The organism is Paenibacillus ihbetae, assembly GCF_002741055.1.
Taxonomy (GTDB): domain Bacteria; phylum Bacillota; class Bacilli; order Paenibacillales; family Paenibacillaceae; genus Paenibacillus_AQ; species Paenibacillus_AQ ihbetae.
This window is the reverse complement of the sequence record NZ_CP016809.1, coordinates 5,641,568-5,661,422: the sequence shown is the minus strand read 5'-3', so window position 1 is coordinate 5,661,422 and position 19,855 is coordinate 5,641,568. Positions and strand designations below refer to the sequence as shown.

18 protein-coding genes are annotated in these 19,855 nt (G+C 53.4%); 6 read left to right on the top strand and 12 right to left on the bottom strand.

Going from position 1 to position 19,855, the window contains the following annotated elements; genetic code table 11:
* Window positions 1-36: 36 nt before the first annotated feature.
* A complete protein-coding gene (gene hrpB, locus BBD41_RS25510) occupies window positions 37-2,550 on the bottom strand; it encodes an ATP-dependent helicase HrpB (protein ID WP_099479354.1) in 2,514 nt (837 codons plus the stop codon).
* Between the two features lie 203 nt (window positions 2,551-2,753).
* On the opposite strand from hrpB, the gene gluQRS reads away from it, so the two are divergent.
* A complete protein-coding gene (gluQRS, locus tag BBD41_RS25505; RefSeq protein WP_099479352.1) occupies window positions 2,754-3,746 on the top strand; it encodes a tRNA glutamyl-Q(34) synthetase GluQRS in 993 nt (330 codons plus the stop codon).
* An 87-nt stretch (window positions 3,747-3,833) separates the two neighbouring features.
* On the opposite strand, the gene BBD41_RS25500 is transcribed toward gluQRS, so the two are convergent.
* The 10 genes from BBD41_RS25500 to BBD41_RS25455 form a co-directional block, all read right to left on the bottom strand.
* Complete coding sequence (locus BBD41_RS25500; RefSeq protein ID WP_099479350.1) at window positions 3,834-4,211, bottom strand: DnaJ family domain-containing protein; 378 nt, start codon at window positions 4,209-4,211, stop codon at window positions 3,834-3,836.
* A 133-nt stretch (window positions 4,212-4,344) separates the two neighbouring features.
* Complete coding sequence (locus BBD41_RS25495) at window positions 4,345-5,148, bottom strand: SDR family oxidoreductase (protein ID WP_206098263.1); 804 nt, start codon at window positions 5,146-5,148, stop codon at window positions 4,345-4,347.
* Window positions 5,149-5,560: 412 nt separating this feature from the next.
* Complete coding sequence (locus tag BBD41_RS25490; protein WP_237086915.1) at window positions 5,561-6,463, bottom strand: hypothetical protein; 903 nt, start codon at window positions 6,461-6,463, stop codon at window positions 5,561-5,563.
* On the bottom strand, window positions 6,406-7,158 hold the full coding sequence (locus tag BBD41_RS25485) for a vWA domain-containing protein (RefSeq protein ID WP_077567016.1): 753 nt from the start codon (window positions 7,156-7,158) through the stop codon (window positions 6,406-6,408). Before BBD41_RS25485 ends, BBD41_RS25490 begins: the two co-directional genes overlap by 58 nt.
* A gap of 40 nt (window positions 7,159-7,198) precedes the next feature.
* Window positions 7,199-9,310 (bottom strand): protein kinase family protein, encoded by a 2,112-nt coding sequence (locus tag BBD41_RS25480; RefSeq protein WP_099479346.1) that lies wholly within the window; start codon window positions 9,308-9,310, stop codon window positions 7,199-7,201.
* Between the two features lie 152 nt (window positions 9,311-9,462).
* Window positions 9,463-9,738 (bottom strand): WXG100 family type VII secretion target, encoded by a 276-nt coding sequence (locus BBD41_RS25475; RefSeq protein WP_077567018.1) that lies wholly within the window; start codon window positions 9,736-9,738, stop codon window positions 9,463-9,465.
* Between the two features lie 154 nt (window positions 9,739-9,892).
* Window positions 9,893-10,399: a WXG100 family type VII secretion target gene (locus BBD41_RS25470; RefSeq protein ID WP_077567019.1), complete on the bottom strand. Its 507-nt coding sequence runs from the start codon at window positions 10,397-10,399 to the stop codon at window positions 9,893-9,895.
* 27 nt (window positions 10,400-10,426) lie between these two features.
* Window positions 10,427-11,233, bottom strand: a complete 807-nt coding sequence (locus BBD41_RS25465; RefSeq protein ID WP_077567020.1) for a hypothetical protein — start codon at window positions 11,231-11,233, stop codon at window positions 10,427-10,429.
* Window positions 11,234-11,249: 16 nt separating this feature from the next.
* Window positions 11,250-15,242 (bottom strand): type VII secretion protein EssC, encoded by a 3,993-nt coding sequence (gene essC, locus BBD41_RS25460; RefSeq protein WP_077567021.1) that lies wholly within the window; start codon window positions 15,240-15,242, stop codon window positions 11,250-11,252.
* A gap of 111 nt (window positions 15,243-15,353) precedes the next feature.
* Window positions 15,354-15,665, bottom strand: a complete 312-nt coding sequence (locus tag BBD41_RS25455) for a hypothetical protein (RefSeq protein WP_077569025.1) — start codon at window positions 15,663-15,665, stop codon at window positions 15,354-15,356.
* Between the two features lie 367 nt (window positions 15,666-16,032).
* Here BBD41_RS25455 and BBD41_RS25450 point away from each other — a divergent pair, with 367 nt between their 5' ends.
* From BBD41_RS25450 to BBD41_RS25430, 5 genes are all read left to right on the top strand, one after another.
* A complete protein-coding gene (locus BBD41_RS25450; RefSeq protein WP_007128632.1) occupies window positions 16,033-16,272 on the top strand; it encodes a hypothetical protein in 240 nt (79 codons plus the stop codon).
* A 446-nt stretch (window positions 16,273-16,718) separates the two neighbouring features.
* A complete protein-coding gene (locus BBD41_RS25445) occupies window positions 16,719-17,039 on the top strand; it encodes a PadR family transcriptional regulator (RefSeq protein ID WP_077567022.1) in 321 nt (106 codons plus the stop codon).
* Between the two features lies 1 nt (window position 17,040).
* Window positions 17,041-17,601 (top strand): DUF1700 domain-containing protein, encoded by a 561-nt coding sequence (locus BBD41_RS25440; protein WP_077567023.1) that lies wholly within the window; start codon window positions 17,041-17,043, stop codon window positions 17,599-17,601.
* A complete protein-coding gene (locus tag BBD41_RS25435) occupies window positions 17,598-18,446 on the top strand; it encodes a DUF4097 family beta strand repeat-containing protein (protein ID WP_099479344.1) in 849 nt (282 codons plus the stop codon). Before BBD41_RS25440 ends, BBD41_RS25435 begins: the two co-directional genes overlap by 4 nt.
* A gap of 76 nt (window positions 18,447-18,522) precedes the next feature.
* Window positions 18,523-19,149: an FMN-dependent NADH-azoreductase gene (locus BBD41_RS25430; protein WP_077567025.1), complete on the top strand. Its 627-nt coding sequence runs from the start codon at window positions 18,523-18,525 to the stop codon at window positions 19,147-19,149.
* 177 nt (window positions 19,150-19,326) lie between these two features.
* Here BBD41_RS25430 and BBD41_RS25425 read toward each other — a convergent pair whose 3' ends face one another.
* Window positions 19,327-19,632 carry a DUF2087 domain-containing protein gene (locus tag BBD41_RS25425; protein WP_077567026.1) on the bottom strand — a complete coding sequence of 102 codons (306 nt, stop codon included), beginning with the start codon at window positions 19,630-19,632 and terminating at the stop codon, window positions 19,327-19,329.
* Window positions 19,633-19,855 lie beyond the last annotated feature (223 nt).

Sequence of the window (19,855 nt, the reverse complement as noted above, 5' to 3'; positions counted from 1 at the left end):
GTAAGCCAAACGTCTACCTTTGTTTCGGCTGATGGCCTATGACGGCTTGGGACGGGTCCGGCTGGTCGCCGTGGCTTCAAGCGGATCATCCGGCCAATAGTGCTTAGGATATCTCCCCTTTAAGTCCTTCTTCACCTCGAAATATCCGCTGGACCAAAAGCTCGCCAAATCCGAGGTCACTTGAACGGGGCGATGAGCCGGCGACAACAGATGCAGCGTCAGCGCAACCCTGCCTCCGGCAATGCGCGGCGTCTCCTTCATCCCGAACAGCTCCTGCAGCCGGACCGCCAGATACGGCTTGTCCGGATCGCTGTAATCCACCGGTATTCGGGATCCGCTGGGAACCTGAATATGCGTCGGTGCTTCGCGTTCAAGCTCCTGCTTCATTTCCCAGCTCAGCAAATGGGACAGAAGTCCTGCTATGCCAAGGCGGCTTAAATCCGAGCGGTTCCGAACCCCGCCCAGGTACGGCAGCAGCCAAGTATCCGCATGGGCAAGCAAGGCTTCATCCGATACATCCGGCCACACTCCGGCAGGATCATGCCTCTTCATGAAGGCCATCCGCTCGCGCAGTTGGACGGCTGTTTTGGTCCACGTTAGTAGTCCCAGCCCTTCCCGGCGGATCGCCTTCAGGACGGCGGCCGAACGCTCTTCGTCGGTTACGCCTTCATAAGGCTGCTCCCGAATCAGAATAGCGCCCAGCATCAAACGCTGCCTCGCCCTCACGCTGCCGGACGCCGGATCCCAGCTTACTTCCCGGACCAGCTCCATCTCGCCGCGATAGTGTTCCTCAAGCCAGTCTTCCTCCAGCGGAGCCGCAAGCTGAATCAGGCCGTCCGGTCCTTGATCATCGATGGCCGCAGCGACAATATAGGACGCCCGGCTTAGAGGCTGGACCGTGGCCAACCTGATCCCCCGGCCGGTCCGAAGCACATAGCTGCCCGTTCCCCTGCGCTTGGCAATTCGGTCCGGATAGGCAAATGAGAGCAGCAATCCGCACCGCTCCGTCCGCAGTATGCCGGAATCGGGGATGCCCAGATCCGCTTGGAGCTTCTTTATCTCCTGAAGCAGCCGTCTCAGAACGGCATCATCGACCCCTTCCGGGGCGGCAGAAGCATGCCCACGGCGCTCATATTGCCCGAGCCGCTCCAGACGCGTCCTTATATCCTGGTCCGCGGCCGATGCCTGTGCCCGGAAAATGTCCCGCTCCTGAAGCAGCACCGCAAGTCGAACGGCCAAACCTGCTTCGCCGAGCTCCTTTCCCCGAAGGAGCATATGGGCCAGCCGCGGATGAAGACCCAGCGATGCCATGCAGCGCCCGTGCTCCGTGATGCTGCCCGACTCGTCCAACGCGCCAAGCTGTCGCAGCAGCTCTTGGCCCTGCGCGAACGCCGCCCGGGGCGGAGGATCCAGCCATGCAAGCTGCAGCGGGTCTCGAGCTCCCCAGGCTGCCAGCTCCAGCGCCAGCGGCGCCAAATCCGATTCGCGGATTGCCGGCTCCGAACGCTCAGGCAGGTGGCGGTGCTCCTCCTCGCTCCACATCCGATAACAAACGCCGGGGGCTATTCGCCCGGCCCGTCCTCTTCGCTGGTCGGCGGAAGCTTGGGATACCCGTCTCGTGATGAGCTGCGGAAGGCCGGTACGCGGCGAGAAAACCTCGGTGCGTGCATAACCGGAATCCACTACCACCTTGATCCCCTGGATCGTTATGCTGCTCTCAGCAATGCTGGTGGACAGCACCACTTTGCGCCTTCCGTCTGGATCCGGGCTTACCGCTTCATCCTGCATCTCCGGCGAAAGCGTACCGTGCAGCTGGCGAACGACGATATCCCCTCCAAGGCTTGCCTGCTGCAGCTCGCTCGCAGTACGCCTTATTTCCCTTGCTCCCGGAAGAAAAACGAGAATATCTCCCTCCTCCTCCGATAGCGCCAGCTGAATGGCGCGAGCGGCACCTTTATGGAGCTCCTCCAGCCCCGAGGAGCGCAAATATCGGGTTGCAACCGGGTAGGAGCGGCCTTCGCTCACAATGACCGGTGCTCCGCCAAGCAGCTCGGCTACAGGCTCAGCCTCCAGCGTAGCCGACATGACGAGCAGCCGCAGGTCATCGCGCAGAACCGACTGCGATTCCAGCGCAAACGCAAGGCCGGTATCCGCCTGCAGGCTGCGTTCATGATATTCATCAAATATGATCATACCGATGCCGGACAACTCGGGGTCCTCCTGCAGCATTCGGGTCAGGATCCCTTCCGTAACGACCTCGATCACGGTCCGGTCACTGACCCGGCTGTCCATCCGCACCCGGTATCCGACGGTCTCGCCTACCCGCTCCCCGAGCGCGGAAGCCATATAGCGGGCTGCGGACCGGGCGGCAAGCCTCCGCGGCTCAAGCATGATAATCCGCCGTCCCTGAAGCCACGGCGCCTTTAAGAAGGCCAGCGGAACTTGTGTGGTCTTGCCCGCCCCCGGCTCCGCGATCAAGACGGCAGCCGTCCGCTCAGCGAGTGCCGCAGTTAATTGCGGCATTACTTGATGTATGGGAAATTGATTCATGTTTTGCCTCGTCTCCATCATTCACATAGAATTTGCTCTTTTCTAGAATTCGCTCTCCCTGTTCTTGTTTTACAATTGGACGACCAGTCCATCGGTTAGCATGCCTCCTCTGGAAACACAACGCCCATTTGCGCTACAATACATTATATTAAAACATCTCCCTCGGATATTTTAAAGAAGATGCAGTCAAGAAGGTGAAAATGATGCAGCAAGAAACTATATGCCGCGGACGATTTGCCCCGACGCCGTCGGGTAAGATGCATATCGGCAACGCACTCACCGCGTTACTAGGATGGCTGCAAATGAGAAGGTTGAACGGATGTTATATTCTTCGGATTGAAGATATCGATGAGCAGCGCTCGCGTGGAGAACTCGTTGATGAACTGATACGGGATTTGAAATGGCTTGGTCTTGATTGGGACGAAGGACCCGGTGTCGGGGGGAGCTTTGGACCGTATGTTCAGACCGAACGAAAAGCGCTGTACGAGCATGCGCTCGCAAAGCTGAACGAGGCGGGACTGCTCTACCCGTGCTACTGCAGCCGAGCCGATATTATGGCCGCTGCAAGCGCGCCGCATGGCTTGGCCTCCGAAGGCCGCCGCTATCCAGGCACCTGCAGGCATTTAACGAAGGAAGAAGCGCAGCGAAAGGAACTGCACAAGAAGCCTTCCCTGCGTATGAAGGTTCCCAAGCAGGCGGTTGCCTTCACTGACGAAATCGCGGGCCACCAAATCTATGCGCTTGAGAAGAGCGGCGATTTCGTTGTCCGCAGAGCGGATGCGATGATCTCTTACCAGCTTGCCGTCGTTGTAGATGACGCATTGATGGGGATTACGCACGTATTACGGGGCGCTGATCTGCTTGATTCCACCCCGCGGCAGCTGCTGTTGTACGAAGCGCTCGGTTACAAGCCTCCGCACTTTGCCCATGTTCCCTTGATCGTTGATGCCGAGGGCAAGCGGCTGGCCAAACGGAATCGTGGACTGAGCCTGTCCTTTTTGCGGGGACAAGGAATCCAGCCGCAGCGAATCGTCGGATGGCTTGCCTGGACTGCCGGGCTGATCAGCTCTCCGGAGCCAGTTTCACCATCCGAGCTGGTCCAAAGCTTCGATACGGCCCATATCACGCCGGAGCCGATCAGGCTGACCCATGCTGCTCTGAAAATGCTGTTTACCCCATTGCCCACCCTGCAATAATGCATACACAACAATAAGCGCCAGCCGTCATTCGAGACCCGAATGGAAGCTGGCGCATGCTCTATGTGATCCATCTATTCGCTGTTTCTATTCCTCCAGCAGCCGTTCCCTGATTCGGGATTCGTACTGCATAAACGCACCGCTTGAGCCAAGCCCACGCTGCTCCAGCAGCATCTGCAGTCTCAGCTGCTTCTCGTTCAGCTTGCGTCTCAGCTGCTCCTGCTCTCCGTCATTCCGTGCGGCAGCGAGCAAATCATGCAGTCGAAGGCATTCCTTCCTCAAGCTGACTTCCTCCGGAACATATCCCGCATTCTTCATGATACGGTAGGACATTCGCAGATCCTCCGGGATATGAGATAAATCATCTACCGGGAGCTTTTTGCCGGCCATCGGCAAATTGTCCAGCTCTCCGTTTCGAACCGCTTCCTCGATCTTCTGTTCCGCCAACCTGGAAAAGATTCCCATAAGTGCCCCCTCTGTATTCCGTACTCATGTATCTGACATGAACTTCTCGGAACCAAGTTAAGATGTCCATGGATTTATTTTATCATAATCCAGCAGGCTCCGGATTCCAAGCTGAAATCATAAATTATGGATGTCAGAGGAGGGATTCCGCTCCATCGATAAAGATTTGGGCGCCGGTAATATGCCTGGATTGGTCGGAGGCAAGGAAGGCGACCAGATCCGCAACTTCCTCCGGTTGTCCCGGACCGTCCGCCAACGGCTGGCTTCCTTCCGGATACTCGACCGGAATCGTAATCTCATCCAGGTTGTCCTTTTTCTTCGTGCTTTGATCGATATTCGTGGCAATCGCTCCCGGACAGATTACATTGACCCTTATTTTAAACTTCGCCAGCTCGAGTGCCGCCATTTTGGCAAAAGCCACCTGTCCCGCCTTGGTGGTGCTGTATGCGCTCATCCCGAAATTCGAGAAGGTCCGCGTCCCGTTCACCGAGCTGGTAATAATAATGCTGCCCTGGCCGCGTTTCTTCAGATGGGGAAGGGCGTATTTCACCGTTAAAAAGGTACCGTTCAGATTCACCTTCAACGTCTTCTCCCATTCCTCCAGCTTCATTTCGTCAATCGGGGCGAGCACGCCGTTAATCCCTGCATTCGCAAATACGATATCTACGCCTCCGAAAATTTCCACCGTCTCAAGGACCGCTTTCTCGACCCTGTCCGGATCGGTAATATCCACATCGAACGCCCGTGCGGATCCCTCGCGCAGTGCGTTGATTTCCGCCTCGGCCTTGTTCGTCCGCTCATCCAATAGATCGAACAGGGCAACATTCGCCCCCATGCGCGCAAGCTTGACGGCCGCTGCCTTCCCGATCCCCGACCCTGCTCCTGTAATGATCGCTGTTCTTCCATGAATGCTTCCCTGAACTTCATTCATCCTCATCCACGCTCCTTCATCTCATGACTTCGTTGGTTCGTCTGTCACAAGATTACCCAAAAGCACGTGTTTTATAATCCGTATTTCGATTATTTTTCCATGACCATGAAATATCGCAGCGCCGCCCGATAACAAATGAAGAGGGAAAACCATATAGAGTGAGATGGGATACGGTGGGAAGCTAGAGCATGTCCAAGTGATAGTTGATGGCATATGGCATGGGATATGGGATTAACACCCACACCGTCATAATTTTAGCTTTGAAATTATGCTTCCAAGGTGTGTTTTTGCCAAAACGCCTGCACTGCCTGGAACCAAGCCTATTGGTCTTCCCCCTATCGCAAAAAAAGGGCTGTCTCCAAAGTCTACTTCAATGACTTCGAAGACAAGCCCATCCTATCATGTATTCCGTTGATCATTACCACATAATTTCCAGAAACGAAGCGTCATCCTCCAGTCCGCCTGTATGCAAAGCGTTCATAAGCACTTGGACCTGGTCATCGGGAATCGGCTCCTTCATCGGGTCCAGGTCATTCAGACCATCGCTGTACATTTGCAGGCGATAGCCTGATTCATGCTCCAACCGGCCTTGGTATACATGGGGCTTGCCGCCTACCGGCCCGTTTTTGGATGACCAGCGCTCAGCCGTACGAAACCGGTCGCCGAATATAGGCGAAATTTCATGCTGCCCTTGCCACAGCCGCAAGCGGGAATCTCCCTGCCATGCCAGCCACAGCCTGCCTTTTCGCCTGAATCGGGTCGGCAGCTCGATTCGTCCGCACACGTACATCGCTTCGCTTCCCATTCGCTGCTTCTCCTCCAGCACCTCTCGCAGCAGCTTGGGGGCATTGGCATCGACGGTCAGGCTGCGCATCTCCCGCTCCGCCTCCTCCGTCAGCTCAAGCAGCTTGCGCTCCAAGGAAGCCTGCGACAGCTCATCCTGCGAATAAAGCCATCCCATCAGCCCCCGTCCGAGAAGCTGGGAAGCCACATCGCCACGGTAGCTTAAGCCGACTCCGTCGCACAGCACGAAGCGGCAAACGTCCCGATCGATCGCGAACGCCATGAAATCCTGACTCTTCTCCGACATCAATACCGACTCCGCAGCTCTGCCGTAAGCGTACCGGCAAATGAACTGTTCCTCTACCCGGGTCAAGGGCTCCTCTCCGGTCTGTTTGCTCTCATAATAATAGGAGGTTGACCGCGCCCTTTTCTTCCGTCCGCTCCAAGCTTCCGCGTTTGCAAATGACCGCTTCATGCCCGTTACCTTACCGGTGTCGCTGCCGACATCTGGAATCCGATGGACACCAGCTCCGAGCATGTTCCGGGAAGCATCATTAAAGCCCCCGGGCTAAGCTGATAGTCCGCCTCCACCAGCATTTCCCGATAGCTCTCAGGAAGCACCGAAGACATCATCTTCAGCTTGCGGGCGTGCTCGTCCTCGAGCGGAGTGTCTGGCAGTATGCCCTTCCAGCGGCGCGGCTCCGCTATCGGCTGGCTCATCAGATGGTCGGAGATAAAGATATTCTCCACAAGGACATTCCCGTCCGGAACGCTCATGCTCATGATCCGGCGGGCGATCGGCTCCGGATCCTCGCCCGTTGAAACGCCGTCGGTCATATGGCACACAAGCGGGGCAGGGCAATCCTGCATATTCGGAATTTCCATCTGCAAGATTTTCTCTGCTTGCGAAAAGGCCTTTGCCGAATCGGAGAACCGCTTCGGCGTCAAATCCGGCAGGGAGCCTATGGCCGCAATTTCATCGATGCCTTTAATGCCGCCCAGCAAATCGTATACATCATCGCTGTATGCCAGGATCGCAATCCGGTAACGCGGTGTAAGCCGGTTCCCCTTCGTCGAACGGAATACCATCTGCCGGATGGCTAGAGACAAAGCTTCATAAACGACGTCGATCCGCCTCTTGTCCTCCATGAGCATATTCATCGATGCGCTGATATCAATCAGGTATATAATGAGCGCGGGCGTGCGCTGTGATGCTTGTATGGTATAGTTCATCGCGAAACCTTCACCCCTGCTAATTCTTCAGTTAATGTTCCTACAGCTTAGGTATCCAGAAGCTGTCGTCCTCTAAGAACTTGTTCAAATTGTTGCGACGGCTGATCATACTGCCAACCGTCCGGTTATAAGAAGCATCCTTGTTGTACAGGGTCATGAATTGACGGGCGAAATTTTTGGCACGGTCCTTATTACCCGCGACCTGCGCATTATACGCTTTATTGTACAGCGCCACCAGCTCCACGATATTCTGGGAGCGCTGCTTCTGCAGCTGTTCCGCCCGCGCAGCTGCAGCTTGCTCTCTAGCCTTCCGTTCCGCCTCAGCCTTGGCAGCCGCTTTGGCAGCGGCCTCCTCCTGCGCGGCTTTCTTCTTCTTCTCTTCCAGCTGGGCAAGATAGGCTTCATATTTCGCCTGTTTATCGTATTTTTCCTGAAGCTCCTGCTTCTTTTTCTTCTCTTCCAGCGATGCGAGATAGGCCTCATACTTAGCCTGCCTGTCATATTTCGCCTGAAGCTCCGCCCTTTCCTTGGCTTTGCGGGCTTCCTCCGCCTTCTTCGCCGCTTCTGCAGCCTTCTTGGCTTCTTCGGCCTTCTTCGCTTCTTCCGCGGCTTTTTTCGCCTCCTCAGCCTTCTTGGCTTCCTCGGCCTTCCGTGCTTCCTCGGCTTTCGCCGCCTCTTCCTGCTGCTTGCGTGCAGCTTCCTCCTGTTCCTTGGCCTGCTGCTCGGCAAGACGCTGAGCCTCAAGCTGCTTGCTCTCCGCCTTCTCCGCCAGGATCTGGTTAACCGTGAAGGCCGACCCGGCCAGGATGACGATCGCCGCAGCCGCGGAGATCATGAACTTGCGGGAGGTCAGCAGCGCCTTTAGTCCTTTATCGGCAGGGTCCTCCGGAGGAAACAGCTCCTTCTCCAGACCTGCGATCGCTGCGGCAAGCTCAACCTCAAGCGGGCTGTCTTTCTTAACAAAATGATAGGCCGAACGGAATATTTCCAGCGCTCCGGACAAATTGCCCGCAGCCTCCAAGTCACGGGCCTGATGAAACAGCCGGGAAACCACGTTATCGTTAACTTCCCGGGTGCCTGGCTGGATGCCCAGCGATTCCATCAATTCGGCAGGCACTTCTGCAGGACTTTCGGAAGACGACTCGGCAGGCTTTGCCTGAGTATCCGCATCCGCAACCGCTACTGCCGCAGCAGCCGGCGGGTCTTCCGGCACTTCCTCTTCGCTTACGGAGGACAAAGCGATCAGCCACTCGCCGAACGTCGGGCAGCTGCTTAGGTCCTGGCTGTCCCATGCTCTGCCGAACAGGTCGGCGATACGGGACCCCCAGCGTTGGCCAAGCGATTTTTTCAACAGGAAATACCGCTCACACGGCGTCTGCATCTCATGCTGGTCGAAGTAGCTTTCGCCCCAGGCACGGTTGACGATCGCGGGATCGCTCCATCCCAGCATCTCCGCGATAATGACAGCGCCAGCGAATCGGTCCGCATATGCGCTCCACAAACCGCTGTGCACCGTCCGGTGAGCCGCATACCCCGGAGACCCTGCAAGCAGGACGTCCGGACGGTCCATCTTGGGGCTGTACATTTGCTCCACGTCCACAAGCTCTACGGCGGCCGCTCCTTCCGGCAGCTTCACTTCCGAAAAAAACGGAAGCATGACATTAGGCGCAGACAGATCACAATGCGCCAATCCGCGCTGCTCCATGCTTGAGCCGATGGCGGCTAGCGCTTTGGCAAGCATAAGACTTTCAGAACGCCCGATATTCCGCTGATCGCTGATCACATCGAACCAGGTGCACCCATGGACCCAGGGCATAATGACCGCATACAGCAAATCAGGGTATTCTGCTATCAAATCTCCGTTTCTTTCGGGAGTGAGCACCTCACGGTTGCATACCCGCAAACCCGGCATTTCTTGATAGCTGCCCAGATGCTCGGATTGATATACCATTGCGGGAATTCTGAATTTAGGAAAAAATACCTTGAGCGCTTTGGCTTGATAAATCTCACCGTCAACAGGAATCAGCTGGTATACAATCCCCTGCCTCCCTGCTTGGGCATAGGCTACGCCAGGGGCGGCAGGATGCTGTCCTACCGTATATGCCGTACCATTGATTACGATTCCGTCGCCAGGGTTAGGCTGAAAAGTCACGAAACAATCACCCTCTCTTAAACACCATCACCCGCCTTCTTGGGGCGGGCTCTCACTATATAAAGATCCTGGATTGCAAGAAAACCGGGTTGTCTGGCACCCGGTTTATCTGCCCTATGAATCTATTATAAAACAAAAGATCCTTGTATGGATTAACGAGATTCGTCCGCCATACGGAATTTCTGAGCGATCGCCTTCAGCTCGTTGCTGATGCTGTCAAGTGTCTGAACAAAGGATTGCATCAGACGGCTTGCTTCCTGGAACTCTTGGAAGAAGCGCTGCTTAGTCATACCGTCCCATTGTCCTTCCATTCCGTTAATGGATTGGGTCAGACTGTTAACGATTTGCTGACTTTGCTCACCGCTCTGCTTAAATTGATTTGCTACTTGTTCTACCTGTTCTGGCGTAATTAAAATACGACCTGCCATGTATGTAACCTCCTTGAAATTCAATTTCTGGTGACACTTGACATCTTAGCCTACGGGCCTTGGATTATCAAAATGTCCTCAGACCTAATTTCCAGTTACCCTATACGTCCCAAGTTGAAACCTAATCTTATCCGTTCGTCCTAAGTTTTGGAAATCAATTGGCTATGCTGAGGGAAGAAGGATCCGTAAAGGTCCAGCTTTGTCCTGCCAGTGCGGCCTGCTTCACCGAATTCCCCTTCTCCTCGCTCGTCATCCCGACAGCAGCTGCCACCGAGCTTGGATTCGAAATGACCGAGGCCGAGCTATGCTCGGGCAGTATGGAAACGCGGTCTTCCATACCGGAAGCCGAGAACAGCGCCGTAGGGGACACCGTGATGATCGCATGCTCCAAAATGCTGTGGTACTGATGATCCGTTTCTTGAAATTGATCCGCTTTGTTTTGAAGATGCTTGCCCAGCTGAACTAGAAGAGCTCCCAGATGCTCCCCCAGCTTCTGGGCAGACTGCCACTCATCGATAACCGCCGCTTTGAGAGAAGTTTCCCATATCAGCGAATTCATCGCCTGACCCAATCTTCTCGTCATCGCAAAGTATTCTTCGCCGCTGAGCTGCAGCTGACGGCTTAACGTCCGGAGTGATTCCGGCTCGACAGAAATACGCATTGGTCCTCACCTTTCATACGGGCTCTGTTACTGTTTCAGCCACATGAGAAGCATATGACGAAACTGCTCTTTGGTTGCTGGCGCTGCGGTTAGCCAGTCCTGGTCTCCCTCCAGGCTCATTCGCAGAAGCCAATTCATGGACTCATTCACAATAAACGCTGCATTTTGACTTTCCCAGCTGGTTCCGTTCCAAATCGACAGCTGGAGCTCCCCCGAGGAAATTTTGTTCTTCATGCATTTGGCCAGTGCTATCGATCCTTCGGCATCATCGGTTAACCGGGCCAGCCGATCACCGATTTCTTCCCCGCTGTGCAAGGAGGCCGAGGTGTAGATGTCGCCGAACTCCTTACGGCTTAACAGGAGTGCGGGGATATCCCCCCAGTTGTGATCGCTGAGCGCAAGATCCTCGACCAACTGATCGCAAGCCTGGTCAATCGTCCCGAGCTCGCTAAGCATATAACACCGGTCGTCTTCACTGCTTCTGCACACTTGTATTACTCGTTCGTCAGTGACATGCAGATATCCTTCAAATGCCTTACCCTGATTTTCGTATTTCAACCAGCAGGCACGCTCCGCAAGTCCCGCAATAGCAACTCTCGAGAATACTTCAGGAGGAATTGACAATTCCCCGCCCTCTTCTTGTATCAAGTATTGCTTGCTTAACAGCGATTGCTTGGCATTCTCCCATTCCACTGCGATTTCTTCGGTTAAGTACCCGACAAAGGGATCCTCAACGCCAAGCAATCTGTCCGATCCGATAATTCCAGCCAAGAAGAAGAATTCCTTGTCGTTCAGAGTGATTGTTTCTTGTTTGGAAGCATGAATTGTCAACATTATGAGCCACCTCCCCTCAAACTACAACATGCCATCGGTCGCGAATTTCTGTGACCCATCTCTGGGCATTCCACTCTTCATGAAACGGAATTGCGCCTTTTATTCTGGAAAATTTGCGTTTTACATAGTACCCTTGTCCCGGAGGAAGAATCTTTAGTCCTCCAGGACTATTCGCGGATTCGGAAAAAGGAATTCTAAAGAAGGATAAATCGTTCGAATCCAGGGTCCCGAATAAAAATCCATTTTGCGCCGCTTTTATATCAGTAAACCAGTCGACGCCGTATGTCGGAAAGTCAGCAGGCACGCCGGCAACGATAACATGGACGTTCCGGTCCCGCCCTTGCCTTACAATGGCTGACAACTGATCCTTCAAAGTAAAATCGTTTAGCTGCTTGCTCAGCACGTCGGCATCGTCGATCAGAAGCACGATGGCCGGATCCTCGCCGTCTTTGGACCTGCCCTGAATCCGCTCATGCAGGCCGGAGATCACGGAGGCCAGCTCCTCTTCATTCTCAGCATGACCGCGGACATGCGGCAGATGATTCAGCCGGCTCAGGCCGCTGCTTCCATACCGTGTATCCACGGTATATATTTCAAGAGCCTCCGGTGGCGTGTAATAGGCAAGCGCGAGCATCCAGCTCAGCAGGAATGACGTCTTGCCGCCCTCCATCGGACTTGCAACGATGAAATGCGGCCCGTCCGCGAGATTGATCCTAAACGGCGACAAGTCGTCCGTTGCAACCCCGACCGGAACCTCATACGGATTCATCCCGCCGCGTTCGAACGGCTCGTCCACCTTCAGCAGCTGATGGAGCGGGATCTGCTCCGGCAGGGATTCGATCGGAGGAGCTTCCTCGCCTTGCCAGGAATTCCCGATGTCGCGGATGAGCTGGCGGAGCGCCGAAGAGCGATCTCCTTCCTCTTCTCCCGGAGCCGGCAGTGCCGTCTGGAACTCTAGCGGCGGCACCTGGCCTTTGACGAGGCCCCTGCCCGGCGGCAGCTGGCTCGGCGCCTTCGTCGGCCGACCTACCGCATAGTAGTAGTCGGCAGGATCGGCCAATTCGTAAGAAACCGCATGAGCAATATTGCTTCGCACCTTTTCGAACATATCCGACACCCGATTTGCCGTAATGACGAACGTAATGCCGAGACTGCCACCTTCACGCAGCAAATACTCGAGCATATCGTTCTCTTCCGTATACGTATTGCGGAAATTCAAATACCCGTCGATGACGATGAGCAGCTGAGGCACGGGCTCGGATGACGCTCTGCGGTATGCAGCGACGGTCTTCACCCCGGCTTCCGCGATCATATCCTTGCGCTGACCCGCGATTTTCGCAAGATAGCGGAACAGGCGTTTAATCCGGTCCTCTTCCTCTGCCGCCATGACAGCACCGACATGCGGCAGGCGCGTAAAGTCACGCATCATACGGCCCATGTCAACAACGTACCCATGCCAATCGTCAGGCGTATAGCGCCGGGCCAGCGACATCAGCATCGTCTGAATGAAGGTCGTCTTCCCGAGTCCAGGCATGCCGTATACTGCCCAGTGCCCCTGCTCTAAATTAAGGACCAGCGGACGCTGGCATTGATTAGGTAAATCGTCCACCGTTCCTACATAAGACTCAAGCGGTCTGCGGCCAATCGCTGCGCCCTGCATCGGCTCCTCCACATCAGCCATGACGGTATCGAGGTCCAGAGTCTCAGGAAGAGGCGGCAGCCACGGGCCCTGCAGCCGTTCTATTCCTTGCCGCTCGGCCACTTGGGCCAAATGGTCGATAAACACTTGAAGCTGCTTCGGCTGCTCCTGTTGAGCTCCAACGCTATGTTCGGAAGCAAGCAGCGGTTCGGTTTTTCCGTTCAGACGCACCTCACGGATCACGATCGCGCCATCGGAGTCCATCTCCTCTACATAAGGAGCACCGCTCCAAGCGAATTGCATCTCCTCGAACACCTCGTCGCTGCCGACCTGGAAATACCCCCGCCCCGGCTTGTTGATCCAGGCAGCATTCGGAATTTTCAGCATATCCCGGCTGTCTCCCTCGCTTTGAACGCGAAGACAGATGCGGAACCGGGAGTTACTCCAGATCTTGTCATCCACGACGCCTGCCGGCTTCTGGGTCGCTAGAATCAGATGGACGCCGAGCGTCCGCCCGATTGCGGCGATGCTGATCAGCTCGTCCATGAATTCGGGCTGATCCTTCTTTAATTGCGCGAATTCGTCGATAATGATGACCAAATGCGGCAGCGGTTCGCCGGCACGATTGCGGAGATGTTTATAATACTCGTCGATATGCTGGAGATTGCCAGCATCATTCAATATTTTCTGCCGCCGCACGAGCTCGGCCTTGAGCGATACCTTCGCCCGCTCAATCAGATTGTTGTCCAGATTCGTAATCGTGCCCACGACATGCGGCAGATTCACAAACGTATTGGACATGCCCCCGCCCTTGTAGTCGATCAGCATGAACGCAAGATCATGCGGATGGAATTCGGCAGCCAGCGAAGCGACGATCGATTGAATGACCTCGCTCTTCCCCGACCCGGTCGTTCCGGCGATCAATCCGTGGGGCCCATGTCCCTGACGCTCTATTTTATCATGAAGATTCAAATTAATCTTCTTGCCTCCGGCGCGGACGCCCATCGGAACAGGCAGCGTGTCCGGGTAACGGTTTTGCTGCCAGCGACGGTAAACGTCGAAATCCCCGATGCGTTGAATGTCCATCATTTCAAACAGAGGCAGGATGCTCGGAATATCCGATGCGGAGGAGCGTTTGAGCCGGATTGGCGCCATATAGCGCGCCATGGCTTCCATCTGCTCACGGCTGATGTGATGAGGCTGGAAGGCTTGACGGGACACCGTGCCGTCCGGTTTCTTTACCGTATAGTCCGCCTGGTCCCGGCCCACCTCCACAATCAGCTGGCAGTGCATCGGAAGGCTCTCCTTGCGGTCGGACAGCACGATCGTTACCGCATCGACGGCTTCGCCATCCTCCATAAGCAACGGTAAAAGCGGCTCTTCCTCGATAAGGTGAGTGCCGGACAATATGACCACATAGGCCGGAGTCACGATGGACTTGTTCCCGTATTCGGAGCGATTGTTCTTGCGGCGATGCAGCTGCGTGAAGATATCGTCGGCAAGCTGGTGAGCGCTGCTCCGGCGGTCCGCCAAATAACGGGTGGACCGGTCATCGTCCCACGTATGCGGAAGCCACCGCAGCCATTGCCACTCGGTGGACTCCTTCTCTTCATAGAAAGCCGCAATCTTTACTTCGTCAGGAGAGTGCCTTACCGCTGTCTGCGCCATAAGAACCCTCAGCATGTTCAAGACCTGGTCTCTGCCTCCTACGATTCCGATCACCTTGGACTCGAATAACGGAAGCGCGATCGAAGCATCCTCAACGGTTTGAAATTCAGAGGCCAAATTTTCGGCAGCTTCAATCAGCGGGTCTTTATCATACCCGTCGGCGCGGGGCGGCTTCACCCGGATGCGGAACGGCACTTGGCCTTTGCCGGCGCAAACTTCGAGAAAATCCGAATCCTCCGGGGAACGCTCCCACAAATTGCTGCTGCGGTTCTTCACAACATGAAAGCACACGCCGGGATCACCGTGAATATCGAACAGCGTCTCGACCTGCTCCTTCTGCCGCTCCTTGAGCTCTTCCCGATGGAGTTCCAGCTGGGCCCGATACTTCTGATTGCGCTCCTCAAGCTTCTTCTGATACGTCTTCTTGTTGCCTAAATACATAAAAAACGGCAGCGTATACGAGGTCAGCATCATAAAGATGGACAGCATCTGGAACATCATAAAGTTGGGATTTCCAACCTTGCCGCTCATATTCATATAAATATAAAATCCGATCGTCGCAGCCGTCATAATGACCGGAATGATAATCGAGATCAAGGAGAAGGAGGGCTTGCTGGGCTCGGAAGGCGGCCTCAATATCTCCAAGTCTTCATCGGGTAAAGCCGGTTTAATACGCGGCGAACGTTGATATAACACGTTCATATGTCACTTTCCTCCTAATCGAGAGCATCTGGTCTGGTAGGTTCATTAAGTATGTATGTTTTTTTTGATCCGGGCTGTTTCATCCAAAACCAAGGGGTTATTTACCCAAATTCAGCCTTCTTGAAACAACGATCGTCTGCCATAGACGGGTGCCTCCTCCGTCGTGGTGGAATATGCCCGCTGCAGGCGGATGTAAGAACCCTCTCTCAATCCTGCCTCGACAAGGCTTGAACGGCCTTCGACCTTGAACCACAAGCCTTCCGGAAACTTCGCTTCCAATATATATTGAATGCCGTCCCCCGACGGTCCATGAAACAAACGCAAGCCCAGCAGCTCGACCAGCCGATCGATGGAGCATTCGTCTGGAACATCGATATCAAACCATTCTTCTTCGTTACGCCCGCTGATTACGGTAAGAATCATCCGGTCAACCCTGCCTTTCAAATTCAACATCATTCTTTTGAATATTCCATGCGCAAAGCCGAAACACCTATATCATTAGATATAAAAAATAGTTACATTATTGTAACTATATCATTCTAGAGATCGCTCTGTCAATTTGTGACATAATCCCCATTTCCTATTTTTGGGTGATTATGCATGCTTCCAATGAACTAAATGTGTATCCATTATAATGGATTTCCGCCTCCAATGGGGCAGGAACGCGCTGTTCACAAAACTGTCAATCTCATAAAATTGATGCTGATTAATTCTATGAATTTAAGGTTATTTTAAGATTGGCAACTTATAATGCAAATATCATGAAATAAGTTTTCGTGAGGTGATTGATATGAGAACACTGATAATGTTCCAAAACAGACCGGTTCCCGTCTATTTTACGACAGATAGCAAGCAGCCGGTACAGAAGGTGCTTAAACTGCTGACTAGCGCCCTTGACAATAAAATCCGCAATGGAAAAAAAGCGCTGAAAAAATGCCTCAACTCCCTCATCAGCATTGAGATCGAAGGATCCGAGGCAATTCTTCACAGCAAAAGTGAAAACGACTCTCTTGCGCTATCCCTCTTTTAAGAGGGGTAGCCCCTTTTTTTCTTCTATTATAACCTCAAGTGGCGCTCCTCCGCCATCTGTGCTCTCTGAATTCGAATTTGAAACAATTTGACAAGGTTCATTCTCGTTGTCTTCCCTCTGCAACTCGCCAGCTTCATGAGGATAAATCGATCGATTGACATACAACCATCCCTCCATGATTGATTTGGAACAACGAACGTCTGAAATCATGCCCTGTTAACTTCTATTAACCCCGCATTTTTAAGCTCAAACGGCTTTCTTCCCTTCTAACAAAGCTTCCAAAGGTTCGACCGTTTTTGACGTTTAACATAGCCAGGCTGTTTTTTGATCAGTATCTTGCATTATTCAGTACCTAATGGTATTTTATTGTTGTCAGCTACTGAACAATAATTACTACCGAATGTACATCACAGACATTCATTCAACAGAAAGGAGGCTCTTTTTGCATGGATGTGAGCGTCCAGTTCAAAAAAGGAGTGCTTGAGCTCTGCGTCCTGGTGCTCATCAGCCGCAAGGATCAATACGGCTATGAGCTGGCGCAAGCCGTTTCGCGGCACATCGAGGTGGCCGAAGGGGCTCTCTATCCGCTCCTTCGCCGTCTCGTGAATGAGGGCTATTGCACGACTTATCTTCAGGAATCCAGCGAGGGGCCGCCCCGTAAATATTACAGGCTTACCGACAGCGGAGTGATTTATATGAAAGCCATGGTAAAGGAATGGAAGGCTTTTGTAAGCAATGTGACCAATCTGATCGAGGAAGGAAATTAATATGACAAGACAACAGTTCATTTCGATTTTGGAATCGCGCCTAGCGGCGCTCCCTGCCGATGAACGCCGGGAACTGATTCAAGACGTGGAATCCCACTTTATATTCGGATTGCATAACGGCCGCACCGAGGAGGAGATTGCCCGCGAGCTCGGTGATCCGTTTGAGATTGTGAGGGATGCGCTAAGCGGCGGATATATTGAAGATATCGGGCTGCCTTCGGCAGCAAGGAAGAATCCAACCTCCATCGGAAAAATAGCGGCTTGCATCGGCCTCGTTTTCTGCGGCATGATCGCCTATCCGCTCATCGCTGCCTTATGGTCGTTTGCGATAGCCGTTGCAGCCTTGGTGCTGGCATGCTTGATCAGTCCCGCGCTTGTGCTTGCGGAATATATCATTAACGGCAGCTTTTATCCGGCTAAATTGTTTCTGTCGGTATCCTTGGTCGGTGTCGGCATCCTGCTTGTGTATGGCGCCCGTTCCATCTTTCGGCGGCTCTCCCATCTTACCCGGGGCTACTCGAGCTGGAATGTCCGTGTAATGAAGGGAAGTGACATGCGATGATCAAGAAATCACTGTTTGGCCTTGCGGCTGTTTTGATCCTCATTGGCATCGCCGGGATGGCCGTGAACAAATTCAGATTCGACGAGGATCTGGTTGTTTATGAGAAACGATGGGAGCTTAACGACACTGACGCGCTCAAGCAGTTCAGGCTGTCCAGCGGCTTCGCGACGGAGATCGAATTCGAAACAAGCAGCGATAATACCAGTTCCATTTCATTTGAAGGAACGGTTAAGCAAGAGCATGCGGATATCCTAAATGCTTTCAATCCGGCAGGCTCCGAAATCGATCTCGATTTGACCACGCCTCAGACCATCGAGTTTCTTGGCGTGAACTTCCGCTTCCCCAAGGGGAAGCTGACGGTCTCTCTCCCCGCTGACAAGGAGCTGGAAGAGCTGATGGTATCCTCCTTATCGAACAATATCCGCTTGAATGGCGTCTCATCCAAACGAATCGACATCTCACTGACTTCTGGCGATCTCGTTCTGAATCAGATAAGCGCCGATCAGCTGATCATCGAGAACATATCCGGCGATATCAAAGGCACTGGGATACAGGCAACAACCTCCGTCACGAATCGATCGGGCAACATCCGGTTGAAAGATCTGGAAGGTCCCGCCGACGTCAGCCTGACTTCAGGCGATATCCATTTGGGACTGATTGGAAGCTCTCCCGTCAGCATTCTATGCAGATCAGGCGATGTAAACGTTCGGCCGGATACGGCATTCCGGGGCGTCTATGAACTCACGTCCCATTCAGGCTCTGTGGATGCCCCGGATTCTCCAGGGGAAACAACGGATACGATCCAGGTGGAAACTCATTCCGGTGACATTCGCATTCTCCAGTAGGCGTCATTGACAAACAATCTAAAGGTAATATACTATACTTTGTAAAGTCAAACTACAACAAGGAGCGTTTTCATACATGTCTAACGTACTATTTATCAAAGCCAACAACAGAGCTATCGATCAATCGGTAAGCGTAAAGATGTACCATGAGTTTTTGGACGCGTACAAGGCGAATCATCCGGATGACCAAATTACGGAGCTCGACCTGTTCGCCGAGAATCTTCCTTACTATGACAGCACCGCGATCAACGGGATGTTCAAGGCTTCCCGCGGGATCGAGGCAACGCCGGAAGAACAGGCTGCCGCTGCCAACGTTACGAAATATATCGATCAATTTTTGGCCGCGGACAAAATCGTGTTTGCCTTCCCGCTGTGGAACATGACGGTGCCTGCTGTGCTGCATACTTATATCGACTACTTGAACCAAGCCGGCAGAACCTTCAAGTATACGCCGGAAGGTGTTGTGGGACTCGTGACAGGCAAGAAAGCAGTTCTGCTTAACGCACGCGGAGGCAACTATTCCGAAGGACCGATGGCCGCTGCCGAAATGGCTGTGAACTTCGTGGTCCGCAACCTTCGCCAATGGGGCGTACAGGATATCGAAACGCTCATCATCGAAGGCCATAACCAATTCCCTCAAGAAGCGGAAGCTATCGTGCAATCCGGCTTGGAGCTTGTGAAAAAAGCGGCTGCCGGCTTCTAAACGGACTTATATCCTTTCGATAACATTCCCTTGTTATATATCGATATAACCACCTTCCTTGGGCGCCTCGCCTATGAAGGTGGTTTTTTTGATGCATTCCAGCCGCTTCTCATTCAGTTGGATAGAAACGGAGATTGCAGCGCTTGATCTATGCGCGGTTAGCTATGCTGACGGCTCCTACACCTCCTCCCACTTGGTCCAGCGTTCCCGCGGATTTCGCACATACATTTCCTTGTCCCTGCGCATGTATTCATGAACGATGAATTCGCGGCGGATCGTGGCATAATCCTCATGAAACCTTTGAATATAAGCATTGATTTCCTTCTCGGGATAAACTCTCCCTTCTTCCAGCTGCTCGACTAGATGCTCCAAAATGACCAGCTTCTTCTTGTATTGCGCCGGGATGTGCCGGAGCCTCCCTTCGCGGGTCATGAAGTTGTTGATGACGGATGCCTTATATGCTTCGTTGGTTGATGATTTCATGGCTTTTCCTCCTCTTTGGTGTTCAACAGTTTTAACCATCTTTTAATTTAATGTATGTCTAATTTGATATTAATCTAATTTGTTTCGTTTATCAACCCTCAATTTAACCTCATCCACCTCTTAATGAGGCTTGTCCATCCGTCAAAAACCTCTCATCCGGGGCAGGACGCGGCGCCAAACCTGGATTTATCCCTTCATTTGCTGTAGGATTATAATGCTGATG

Bases quoted from the DNA above. Each gene is read 5' to 3' on its own strand.
- hrpB (WP_099479354.1), bottom strand. From the start codon at position 2,550: ATGAATCAATTTCCCATACATCAAGTAATGCCGCAATTAACTGCGGCA.
- gluQRS (WP_099479352.1), top strand. From the start codon at position 2,754: ATGCAGCAAGAAACTATATGCCGCGGACGATTTGCCCCGACGCCGTCG.
- BBD41_RS25500 (WP_099479350.1), bottom strand. From the start codon at position 4,211: ATGGGAATCTTTTCCAGGTTGGCGGAACAGAAGATCGAGGAAGCGGTT.
- BBD41_RS25495 (WP_206098263.1), bottom strand. From the start codon at position 5,148: ATGAGGATGAATGAAGTTCAGGGAAGCATTCATGGAAGAACAGCGATC.
- BBD41_RS25490 (WP_237086915.1), bottom strand. From the start codon at position 6,463: ATGCTCGGAGCTGGTGTCCATCGGATTCCAGATGTCGGCAGCGACACC.
- BBD41_RS25485 (WP_077567016.1), bottom strand. From the start codon at position 7,158: ATGAACTATACCATACAAGCATCACAGCGCACGCCCGCGCTCATTATA.
- BBD41_RS25475 (WP_077567018.1), bottom strand. From the start codon at position 9,738: ATGGCAGGTCGTATTTTAATTACGCCAGAACAGGTAGAACAAGTAGCA.
- BBD41_RS25470 (WP_077567019.1), bottom strand. From the start codon at position 10,399: ATGCGTATTTCTGTCGAGCCGGAATCACTCCGGACGTTAAGCCGTCAG.
- BBD41_RS25465 (WP_077567020.1), bottom strand. From the start codon at position 11,233: ATGTTGACAATTCATGCTTCCAAACAAGAAACAATCACTCTGAACGAC.
- essC (WP_077567021.1), bottom strand. From the start codon at position 15,242: ATGAACGTGTTATATCAACGTTCGCCGCGTATTAAACCGGCTTTACCC.
- BBD41_RS25455 (WP_077569025.1), bottom strand. From the start codon at position 15,665: ATGATTCTTACCGTAATCAGCGGGCGTAACGAAGAAGAATGGTTTGAT.
- BBD41_RS25450 (WP_007128632.1), top strand. From the start codon at position 16,033: ATGAGAACACTGATAATGTTCCAAAACAGACCGGTTCCCGTCTATTTT.
- BBD41_RS25445 (WP_077567022.1), top strand. From the start codon at position 16,719: ATGGATGTGAGCGTCCAGTTCAAAAAAGGAGTGCTTGAGCTCTGCGTC.
- BBD41_RS25440 (WP_077567023.1), top strand. From the start codon at position 17,041: ATGACAAGACAACAGTTCATTTCGATTTTGGAATCGCGCCTAGCGGCG.
- BBD41_RS25435 (WP_099479344.1), top strand. From the start codon at position 17,598: ATGATCAAGAAATCACTGTTTGGCCTTGCGGCTGTTTTGATCCTCATT.
- BBD41_RS25430 (WP_077567025.1), top strand. From the start codon at position 18,523: ATGTCTAACGTACTATTTATCAAAGCCAACAACAGAGCTATCGATCAA.
- BBD41_RS25425 (WP_077567026.1), bottom strand. From the start codon at position 19,632: ATGAAATCATCAACCAACGAAGCATATAAGGCATCCGTCATCAACAAC.